The sequence below is a fragment of the Alteromonas sp. genome (genome assembly GCF_984505615.1).
The window spans coordinates 42,332-52,581 of the sequence record NZ_CFHOXV010000030.1; the positions used below are offsets into that span (position 1 = coordinate 42,332).

At 48.8% G+C, this 10,250-nt stretch carries 12 protein-coding genes and 1 pseudogene; 6 read left to right on the plus strand and 7 right to left on the minus strand.

All coding sequences use genetic code 11. The features are described 5' to 3' along the window. The first annotated feature begins 11 nt into the window (after positions 1-11). The 5 genes from surE (at position 12) to rpoS (ending at position 4,005) form a co-directional block, all read left to right on the plus strand. Complete coding sequence (surE, locus tag AC4PME_RS14985; protein ID WP_119499996.1) at positions 12-761, plus strand: 5'/3'-nucleotidase SurE; 750 nt, start codon at positions 12-14, stop codon at positions 759-761. A gap of 84 nt (positions 762-845) precedes the next feature. Then, on the plus strand, positions 846-1,481 hold the full coding sequence (locus tag AC4PME_RS14990; protein ID WP_119499995.1) for a protein-L-isoaspartate(D-aspartate) O-methyltransferase: 636 nt from the start codon (positions 846-848) through the stop codon (positions 1,479-1,481). Then, a complete protein-coding gene (locus AC4PME_RS14995) occupies positions 1,478-2,056 on the plus strand; it encodes a YqaA family protein (RefSeq protein WP_119499994.1) in 579 nt (192 codons plus the stop codon). The genes AC4PME_RS14990 and AC4PME_RS14995 overlap by 4 nt, the downstream gene beginning before the upstream one ends. An 18-nt stretch (positions 2,057-2,074) precedes the next feature. Then, positions 2,075-2,935 carry a peptidoglycan DD-metalloendopeptidase family protein gene (locus AC4PME_RS15000; RefSeq protein ID WP_491045773.1) on the plus strand — a complete coding sequence of 287 codons (861 nt, stop codon included), beginning with the start codon at positions 2,075-2,077 and terminating at the stop codon, positions 2,933-2,935. A gap of 71 nt (positions 2,936-3,006) precedes the next feature. Further along, positions 3,007-4,005 (plus strand): RNA polymerase sigma factor RpoS, encoded by a 999-nt coding sequence (gene rpoS, locus AC4PME_RS15005; RefSeq protein WP_491045737.1) that lies wholly within the window; start codon positions 3,007-3,009, stop codon positions 4,003-4,005. Between the two features lie 97 nt (positions 4,006-4,102). Here the strand turns inward: rpoS and folA are convergent, their stop codons facing one another. The 4 genes from folA to rplU all read right to left on the minus strand — a co-directional run bounded on the left by folA (position 4,103) and on the right by rplU (position 6,559). After that, entirely contained in the window at positions 4,103-4,606 is a 504-nt protein-coding gene (gene folA / locus AC4PME_RS15010; RefSeq protein WP_232373469.1) for a type 3 dihydrofolate reductase, read from the minus strand. 22 nt (positions 4,607-4,628) lie between these two features. Further along, positions 4,629-5,792, minus strand: a complete 1,164-nt coding sequence (gene cgtA / locus AC4PME_RS15015) for an Obg family GTPase CgtA (RefSeq protein ID WP_119499993.1) — start codon at positions 5,790-5,792, stop codon at positions 4,629-4,631. A 182-nt stretch (positions 5,793-5,974) separates the two neighbouring features. Next, the gene (gene rpmA, locus AC4PME_RS15020) at positions 5,975-6,232 is read right to left on the minus strand and encodes a 50S ribosomal protein L27 (protein ID WP_070125553.1); all 258 of its coding nucleotides are present in this window, start codon (positions 6,230-6,232) and stop codon (positions 5,975-5,977) included. A 15-nt stretch (positions 6,233-6,247) separates the two neighbouring features. Next, entirely contained in the window at positions 6,248-6,559 is a 312-nt protein-coding gene (gene rplU, locus AC4PME_RS15025) for a 50S ribosomal protein L21 (protein ID WP_119499992.1), read from the minus strand. A gap of 310 nt (positions 6,560-6,869) precedes the next feature. Here rplU and ispB point away from each other — a divergent pair, with 310 nt between their 5' ends. Next, the gene (gene ispB, locus AC4PME_RS15030) at positions 6,870-7,844 is read left to right on the plus strand and encodes an octaprenyl diphosphate synthase (protein WP_491045774.1); all 975 of its coding nucleotides are present in this window, start codon (positions 6,870-6,872) and stop codon (positions 7,842-7,844) included. A gap of 26 nt (positions 7,845-7,870) precedes the next feature. Here ispB and AC4PME_RS15035 read toward each other — a convergent pair whose 3' ends face one another. From AC4PME_RS15035 to AC4PME_RS15045, 3 genes and pseudogenes are all read right to left on the minus strand, one after another. Continuing rightward, positions 7,871-8,584: a ZIP family metal transporter gene (locus AC4PME_RS15035; RefSeq protein WP_491045775.1), complete on the minus strand. Its 714-nt coding sequence runs from the start codon at positions 8,582-8,584 to the stop codon at positions 7,871-7,873. Between the two features lie 15 nt (positions 8,585-8,599). Then, positions 8,600-9,919, minus strand: a complete 1,320-nt coding sequence (gene pepQ, locus AC4PME_RS15040) for a Xaa-Pro dipeptidase (RefSeq protein WP_491045738.1) — start codon at positions 9,917-9,919, stop codon at positions 8,600-8,602. Positions 9,920-9,984: 65 nt separating this feature from the next. Beyond that, a pseudogene (locus tag AC4PME_RS15045) lies at positions 9,985-10,250 on the minus strand (hypothetical protein); the annotation flags it as partial.

Consider the following 10,250-nt stretch of genomic DNA (forward strand, 5'->3'; position numbering starts at 1 on the left):
CAGGAGCCTTCATGCGTATTCTTTTAAGTAACGACGACAGTGTATTCGCCAAAGGCATTGCTGTTTTATTCGAAACACTTGCCGCAGAGCACGATGTCACCGTGATCGCGCCGGACCGCAATTGCAGCGGTGCCAGCAACGCACTGTCGCTGCACAGTCCGCTCCGCATTCAGCAACTGGATAACGGCTTTTATTCGGTGAATGGCACGCCATCTGACTGTGTTCACCTGGGCGTAAATTGTTTCCTTGACGACGACCCGGAGCTGGTGGTGTCGGGTATCAACCATGGCGCAAACCTGGGTGACGACGTCATTTACTCCGGCACGGTAGCGGCAGCAACCGAAGGGCGGTACATGGGTCTGCCGGCCATTGCAGTTTCACTGGCCAGCCACGAAGGCAAACACTTTGACACCGCAGCCCGTGTAGTGCTGGATATTATACGTAAATTACAGGCGCATCCTTTACCCCCCAATCAAATTTTGAACGTAAATGTGCCGGATGTGCCATACGATGCACTCGCCGGTATCAAAGTGACACGTCAGGGGCGCAGACACCGTGCCGAAGCCATGGTAAAAGCAAAAGATGCTTTCGGTCGTGAAATTTACTGGTATGGTCCGGCCGGAGCCGAACAGGATGCCGGCCCTGACACAGATTTTCATGCCATCGCTAACGGTTACTGCTCTGTGACACCGTTAAGCGTGGACATGACAGCTCATCACAGCCTCGCTAACATGGAAGACTGGCTGAATAAAAAACTCTGATAACAATAAAACCTGTGAAGGCAGCTAACCACAAACCGGCTGCCGGAAATAAGATACGGGAAAAACAGGAAACCATTTGCAGCAATGAGAACATTGAAAAAAGGTGAAATGCTCGCTGAGCTTTTGTTCAGCGAGGGCGTAAGGGATCAAAAAGTACTGACCGCTATTGCATCCACGCCAAGGGAATTATTTTTACCCGATGCCCTCAAACACAAAGCTTATCAAAATACGGCGTTACCCATAGGACAGGGACAAACGATTTCCCAGCCTTACATTGTCGCCAAGATGACGGAGTTGCTGCTCAAAGCCTCTAACAGTCCAAGGAAGATTCTGGAAATCGGTACCGGCTCAGGCTACCAGACTGCAATTCTCGCACAACTTTTTGGTCACGTTTACAGTGTTGAACGTATCAAGTCGTTGCAGTTTCAGGCGAAGCGCCGGATGAATCAACTCAACCTGCACAATATTTCCATGAAACATGGCGATGGCTGGAAAGGCTGGCCCAGTAAAGGCCCATATGATGCCATTCTGGTTACCGCCGCAGCGAGCAGCCTGCCACAGGATCTCTGCGACCAGCTTGAAGAAGGTGGCCGTTTGATTATTCCGGTAGGCAGCGAACAGCAGAATTTGTTATGTGTAGACAGAATTGATGGTGAGCTTAAAACAGAGACCATTGAAGCTGTGCGTTTTGTACCACTGGTTGCAGGAGAGCTTCAGTGAAAATTTTTCAACCATGCTATGACCTGGCGTTGCGATGGGCCCGTCACAAGCATGCTAATCGCTATCTTGCGGGACTGAGTTTCGCAGAATCTATGTTCTTTCCCATACCACCGGACGTCATGCTGGCGCCAATGTCCATGTCACAACCGAACCGTGCATGGCTGTTTGCTGCCTTAACCACTATTGCATCCGTACTCGGCGGTATTGCCGGCTATGCACTGGGTTTTTTCACGTTTGAGGCGTGGCTGGAACCTCTTATTATCTCTGCGGGTTACGAAGAAAAACTGCAAACCACTATCGACTGGTTTGAAACCTATGGCGTATGGGTTGTCTTCCTCGCCGGCTTCTCTCCTATACCGTATAAAGTATTCACCATCAGTGCCGGTGTCCTTAATATGGCTCTGGTACCTTTTATTATAGCGTCTGCCATCGGTCGGGGTGCCCGCTTCTTTCTGGTAGCCGGTCTCATGAAATGGGGTGGTGCAGCCATGGAAGCTAAACTCCGCGAATACGTGGAAATACTCGGTTGGTTAACAATCGGACTGGCCGTTCTTGCGTATTTTTTACTACACTGAGGTAGATTAATGGGCAAAATGCGAGCAACAAATGCTTCAATCGCCTGCATTTTCGCCATTTTTTTGACGGGTTGCAGTGGCAGAACAGCCCCTGCCCCGGTGACTTTACTCAATAGTCAGACTGAATATTCTGAAAAAGGGTCAGATAGCAAAACCTACCTGGTAAAAAAGGGTGATACGTTGTTCGCTATCGCCTGGTTTACCGGAAATGACTATAGAGATCTTGCTAAATACAATTCTTTATCAGCACCTTACGATATTTACCCGGGTCAAACTTTACGCTTATACCCCCAACCTGTGACAGCGTTGACAGGGAACACTTCTAAACCAAAAGTTCAAGAAAAAACTGGTACGACCAGAAACATATACGACAAAAGGAGTGTTGACCGGGATAAACCACAGGCGTACAGTAGTCGTGAAATTAATGTTAACAACCAAGAAGTTACTAGTGTCAAACCTTTGACGAAAAGTGTCAAAGATTCAGCCAGAAGGGATTTTCCCAAAAGGGTGTCAAAATGGGTTTGGCCCAGCAAAGGTAACATAACGTTAACATTTAGTAATGCGGAATCAGGCAATAAAGGGTTGGATTTCAGCGCACAAAGAGGCGCACCAGTTCTGGCCGCTGCGGAAGGTAAAGTGGTTTACGCAGGCAGTGCATTACGTGGGTACGGTAACCTGATAATTATTAAACATACCGATGCCCTGTTGAGTGCTTATGCACACAACGACAAGCTCCTTGTAGAGGAGCAGCAATGGGTCGCCGCAGGGCAACAAATTGCGACAACGGGAGATAGTGGAACAGATTCGGTCAAGCTTCATTTTGAAGTGAGATACCGGGGCAAGTCGTTAGACCCCCAAAGGTATCTGCCAAAAAGATAATAATAACAATAAATAATAATAAAATTTGAGGAGAACATCGCAGGGTAACCAACAACGCAGGAGATGCAGTCGTGGGTCAAACAAAAGCCGCTGTAATCGAATCAAAGTCTCGGGTTGAGTTAAACGAGATGGACATGCCAGTTGATATGAAAGCTGGTGAAGCAATTAACAATGATCTGGATGATACTGAGGATGATGCAGTATTTGTTCAGGAGGACTTACCGAAAAACCTGGATGCCACCCAGTTGTACCTGGGGGAAATTGGCTTCTCCCCCCTACTTACCGCAGAAGAAGAGGTTTATTTTGCACGTCGCGCACTGAAAGGCTGTGAGGCCTCCCGTAAGCGTATGATTGTATCTAACCTTCGTCTGGTTGTGAAAATTGCCCGTCGTTACAACAATCGCGGTCTGGCATTACTTGACCTGATTGAAGAAGGTAACCTGGGTCTTATCCGTGCCGTTGAGAAATTTGATCCTGAACGTGGTTTCCGTTTCTCTACGTATGCGACCTGGTGGATTCGTCAGACGATCGAACGGGCGATCATGAATCAAACCCGCACGATTCGTTTACCGATTCACGTAGTCAAAGAATTAAATGTTTATCTGCGTTGTGCACGGGAGCTTTCACAGAAGCTCGACCACGAGCCTACTGCAGAAGAGATAGCTACAGAGCTTGATAAGCCTGTTGACGAAGTCAGCCGTATGCTTCGCCTGAATGAGCGCATTACATCGGTGGACACACCTATCGGTGGTGAAAACGATAAGGCACTGCTGGATATTCTTGCCGACCATAATGAATTTGGTCCCGAAGATAACTTGCAGGACAGCGATATGAAGTCGAATATCGTGAAATGGCTCGGTGAGTTAAATCCGAAACAACGGGAAGTGTTAGCACGTCGTTTTGGTTTATTAGGGTACGAACCGTCTACCCTTGAAGATGTGGGTGCAGAAATTGGCCTTACACGGGAACGTGTCCGTCAGATCCAGGTAGAAGCATTGCGCAGACTGCGCGATATGCTGGGTCATCAGGGACTGTCTATGGAAAGTCTGTTCGATCACATGGGTGAGTAATTTCACCCGTCTGACCCGACCATACAGTTTATGCCGTTCTGCCCGGTATGTTGCACCGGGCGGCACTGTATAAAATACCAATTGATGTATTTTAAGACTATTTACGTGTTAATGTGAAGAAAGTGTAGTCGTAAGGATTATGCTCATCGGCACGGTTTTCAACCACATCTGAACGTACCCAGTCGCCCTGAGAATCGTAATCAGGGAAACAGGTGTCACCGTCGACAGTTAACGCTATTTGTGTCAGATAAAGAGTGGTTGCCTGAGGCAGAAAAGCTTCATAGACCTTACCGCCACCAATCACCATCACTTCATCATCTTCCGTGACCATCTCACTGGCAGCGCTGAGTGCCTCCTCGACGTTAGTAACCACAGTCACCGTGTCAGGAAAATCTGAAGCCGCCGCAGAAGTAATGATGATATTGGGTCTGCCCGGTAAAGGTCTGCCAATTGACTCCCAGGTTCTGCGTCCCATGATCACCGGCTTACCTAATGTTACCGCCTTGAAATGCTTCAAATCGGCCGGCAGGTGCCAGGGCATATCATTGTCAGCGCCGATAACCCGGTTATGTGCCATGGCGGCAATCATCGCAATCTTCATCACTACTCCTTAAGACGCGATATCAGCGACGGTATTCTACTTCAACGTCGTAGTCGTCTTCATCCCAGTCATCATCGTCATCAAGATCATCATCCAGGTCGCCCTGCATGGTCTCGCGATCGTAACTATCCCACTTAAACTCTACCGCCTCTTTCTCATCGTCTTCATCGATGCCGGCAGGCAGTGTTTCAATGTAATTCATAATTTCGTGGCAAAGCTGCTGTGTGTTCATTTTCTGGAAAGCAGAAATTTGATAAACGGGACCATCCCATTCCAGCTTTTCTTTAATTGATTCACACAACGCTTCCACTTCTTCCTCAAGAAGCAAATCAACTTTGTTGAACACTAACCAGCGTGGCTTGGCTGCCAGCTTAGGACTGTACTTCTCGAGTTCTTCAATGATCTTCTTCGCGTTTTCCGCAGGATCGCTCTGATCTGCCGGTAACAGATCAACCATGTGTAACAATACGCGGCAGCGCTCTAAGTGCTTCAGGAAGCGGATACCAAGACCGGCACCGTCGGCCGCGCCTTCGATCAGTCCGGGAATATCAGCAATAACGAAACTACGTTGTGAATCCTGTCTGACAACCCCCAGGTTAGGTACCAGTGTGGTAAAGGGGTAATCGGCGACTTTAGGTTTAGCAGCAGACACAGAGCGGATGAAGGTAGATTTACCGGCATTCGGCATACCGAGCAAGCCCACATCGGCCAGCAGCATGAGCTCTAACTTCAGATTGCGGATTTCACCAGGCGTACCGTTTGTTTTCTGTCTGGGTGCGCGGTTTACGCTACTTTTGAAACGGGCATTACCTAAACCGTGAAAACCGCCCTGCGCGACTTTCAGGCGCTGGCCGTGCTTAGTCAGATCCCCCAGCACTTCTGCCGTTTCCACATCTGTCGCACGGGTACCAACCGGTACCATTACAGTGAGATCTTCACCTGCACGACCTGTACAGTTTCCGCCCTGGCCATTCTGACCACGCTCAGCACGGTGGAAACGCTCGAAGCGATAATCAATGAGGGTGTTCAGGTTCTCATCGGCCTGCAGATACACAGAACCGCCATCACCACCATCACCGCCGTCAGGACCACCTTTCGGGATATATTTTTCACGTCTAAAGCCAACCGTGCCGTTACCGCCGTCGCCGGCTTCAACACGAATTTCAGCTTCATCAACAAATTTCATTAGTCACTCCGAGTCGTTGTCGACTACCGTATTTGAAAGCTAAGTTTACACCATTGTGACAATCACTACATCGCCAATCTGGTGAAGGGCTGCGGGCCCCGGAAAAAATCTTGTTATTAAAAACAAAAAACCCCGCTTACGCGGGGTTTTTTAAGCCTGTTCGGCGTAACGTCAATCCGCGATTACTCGCCGATGATGCTCACGAATTTACGGTTGTTCTTGCCTTTAACGTCAAACTGAACTTTACCGTCTTTCAGAGCAAACAACGTGTGATCTTTACCGATACCTACGTTGTCGCCAGCGTGGAAACGAGTACCACGTTGTCTTACGATGATGTTACCAGCAAGCACTGATTCGCCGCCAAAGCGCTTAACACCAAGGCGTTTACTTTCTGAATCACGACCGTTTTTGGTACTACCACCAGCTTTTTTGTGTGCCATGTGTTCGTGCTCCTATTATGCGTTGATACCAGTGATTTTCACTTCTGTGAACCACTGACGGTGACCCGCTTGTTTACGGTGATGTTTACGACGACGGAACTTAACGATTTTGATTTTATCGCCACGTCCGTGCTGAACTACTTCAGCAGTAATTTTGCCACCAGCAACTAAAGGGGTGCCGATCTTAACGTCGTCACCGTTGCTAACCATTAATACGTTATCGAATTCAACAGTCTCGCCCGGCGCGACTTCGATCTTCTCTAGACGAACGGTCTGGCCTTCAGCCACACGGTGCTGTTTACCGCCACTTTGGAAAACCGCGTACATATTCTACTCCGCTCTGCGTCTCATTGACGCTTCAATTCAAAAAACAGGGCGCGAATTGTACGTGAAACATCCTGAGATCTCAACCCCGAAAAACACAAAATTTGATTATTTTTCGCGCTTCGGTTCAATTCGCTGCCAGAACTACTAAAAGCCCGCATTTTACCTGCATTTTCCCCTTCAGGGAAATGCTGTTAAGGGATTATTTTTTCATTCATTTCAGTTTTTTAAATCATGCGGGTGGATACCCTTTCAGATTCAGGTACAATCAGCGCTCAGAATGAAATCAGTAAAACATACCCACGACATGCCCATGGACATAAATGCGATCCGCGAGCTGGCAGCTGCGGACATGAAAGCGGTGAATGCGCTTATACAGCAGCAAGTCGACTCAGAAGTTGCTCTAATCAATCAGTTAGGCTTTTACATCGTCAACAGTGGCGGAAAAAGGCTGCGCCCTTTGTTGTCTGTTCTGGCGGCGAGATCAATGGGGATCACAACAGATCAGCATCACACGCTGGCCGCGATCATTGAATTTATCCACACATCCACTTTGCTTCATGATGATGTGGTTGATGAATCCACATTACGCCGGGGCCAACAAACGGCGAATGCAATATTTGGTAATCAGGCAAGCGTACTGGTGGGCGATTTTCTTTACTCCCGTTCATTCCAGATGATGGTCGACCTGCAAAGTATGCGTGTCATGGAGATTTTATCTGACGCAACTAACCGTATTGCCGAAGGTGAAGTATTGCAGTTAATGAATTGCAATGACCCGGACACCACAGAAGCCCGCTATTTTGATGTAATTTACGGCAAGACTGCCCGCTTATTTGAAGCAGCAACACAGCTTGCCGCTGTGCTGACGGGGCAGCCTGAGCACATTGAAAAAGCCATGCAGGACTACGGTAAACACCTGGGCACCGCTTTTCAGTTAGCTGACGACATTCTCGATTATGCGGCTGATAAAGACGAAATGGGTAAGAACACCGGCGATGATCTTGCAGAAGGTAAGCCTACCCTGCCCCTGTTGTACGCCATGTGGCACGCTGGAGATGAAGCGGATAAACAATTGATCAGAGAAGCCATCGAGAAAGCAAATGGCCTGCCTCACCTGTCACGAATAGTCAATATTATGAGTGAAACCGGTGCGCTGGAATATACCAAACGCTGCGCGGATGAAGAAACGCAGAAAGCCATAGCTGCACTGGCTCCGGTGCCGGAATCTGACTACAAACAGGCGCTGATTGCATTAGCGCATATCGCTGTAGAACGCACTAAGTAAGACTTCTCAGGCCCGCTATTGCGGGCCTAATTCTCAACCATAAATCCGATCATACCCATCAAGAAACCGGCAATCGCGCCCATGGGTGGCAGCCATTGTTTTTCCACGTAAATTTGCGGTGCCATATCCTGAAAGACAGAATAAAGGATCCCTCCGGCGGCGAACAACATTATGCCACCAATAACCATGGGATAATCAGCCAGCCAGTAAAATCCGGCGACGGCCATTACCGGCCCCAGCAACGCCATTGCAGCAAATTTCCAAATCAGTTTATTCTGATACTTTAAATTTCCGCCTGTCATTTCGCGGTAAGCATTAAAGCCCTCCGGCAGGTTCTGAATAGCAATCAGTAAACCAAGTAAGAGTGTACCGCCTCCGGATGCAGCCGTCGTTCCCAGCGCCAGAGATTCCGGTACAAAATCACTTAACATTGCCGCTAACTGACTGGCCGGAGTGTTCTGTCTGGCCAGATAGATATCCAGACTCATGAAAGCCAGAGCGCCCCCGGTAAAACACAAAGTGGCAGTCAGAGGTGTATGCGCAGCGATGCCCTCAGGCACCAGAACGAGTGCTACAGCTGAAAGTAGTGCTCCCGCCCCGAGCGCCATAATGCCGTGGCGAATTTCCTGCTCCAGCCACTCAGGTTGAATGCGGTCATTCCTGGCCAGTAACGCTCCGGCTGGCATAGCTAATCCGGCAATCAGCGCAATAAAGATCACGCTGATCAGGTTGTGATCCATCACAGATCTGGCTCCTTAGTTCAACCCCAAATCACGGGTCATATTCTCATTTCTGTCCCGGTGTAGAATGATATTGTCTTCAATACGGATCCCGCCGAAAGGCCGGTACCGATCGACAATATCCCAGTTAATGTACTTAGAGTTATCGCTGGCTTTCAAATCGGCCAGCAGCGTGTCAATGAAATATAACCCGGGCTCAATAGTGAAGACCTGACGAGCTTCCACCACACGGGTACAACGCAGAAACGGATGCTCTTCCGGTGCCGGTTTTGGCGTACCGCGGTCATCAGCCACCAGCCCGCCTACATCATGCACCTGTAACCCCAGGAAGTGGCCTATACCGTGAGGAAAGAAAGTGCTGGTGATTTGTTTTTCGACAATCTCCTGAGGCTTAAGATTGACCAGTCCCACATCATGAAGAATTTGTGCAATGCCATCGTGGGCAAGAATATGAATGTCGGTATAAGCAACACCGGGTTTAAGTGCATTGCCTAATGTCACCGTAACTTTATCCACATGTGCGATTAACTCAGCGAACAGAGGATCTGAGTGGCTGTACGTCCGCGTGATATCGGCGGCATAACCATGAAAAGAGGCACCGGCATCAATGAGAAACGAGCGTGGCGTATCCGGCGCTGCATTGTCACAATGCATGTAATGCAGAATAGATGCATGCTCGTTCAGCGCAATAATACTCGTATAGGGTAAGTCGTTATCTCCCTGACCCGCCGCGCTGTTGTAAGCCTGCTTAATGGCAAACTCACTTTCACCAGCCATAAATGCTTCCCGGGCAGCACGGTGCCCCTGCACAGCCAGTTTATTGGCTTTGCGCATACACAGCATCTCGTAATCAGTTTTATATGCCCGCTGAAAGTGCAGGTAATTTAACGCCCGGTCAGGATTAACAATGTGGAATCCCAATGCGCTGGCCACTTCAATATATTCACCTACATAGGCATATTTCTGCTTATCGTAAGGCAAATGTTTTTCAACAGCGTCAGCCTGCTTTAGCAGGACGATATCGAACTCAGCCGTCCAGAAGTCATCCGGTTCAGGAGGTACTTTGTGCCAGAAATCCACAGGACGGTAAAAAATAAGTTTCGGTTTATCGGTACCGTTAACCACCAGCCAGCAATGCGGGTTATCTACTACAGGCACCCAGGCTTTGAAATGAGGATTCACCTTAAACGGATAATCATTGTCATCGAGGAAAAGCCGTTTACTTTGTCCCGCATGAATAACCAGCCCGTCCAGACCTTCCCGCTGCAGAGCTTCTCTGGTACGGGACTGAAGTGTCTCAATATGTACCTGGTAGGACGCGGTAAGTGTGGTCATAAACCCTCATTTATTCTGTCGTTAGTTGTTTTAATATGTAAAAGACCGGCGGTATGCCACCGGCCTTATTTGGGTGCGTAAGTGCCGCCTGCCCTTCCTCCGGGAGAGGAAAGGCCGGTAGCCGGCGGAATAGCAGATTTTGCCAGTTGCTCAAACAGCCCTGAAGACTCACCCAGCTGATGTTCGTAGATATAACGGTATGCCATCACCGCTTTTACGTAACTGCGGGTTTCTTTATACGGAATCGTTTCGATCCAGATATCCGTTTCTACGTTTTTGCCGGCAGGTAACCATTCCATAACCCGCCGCCACCCGGCATTATACGACGCCG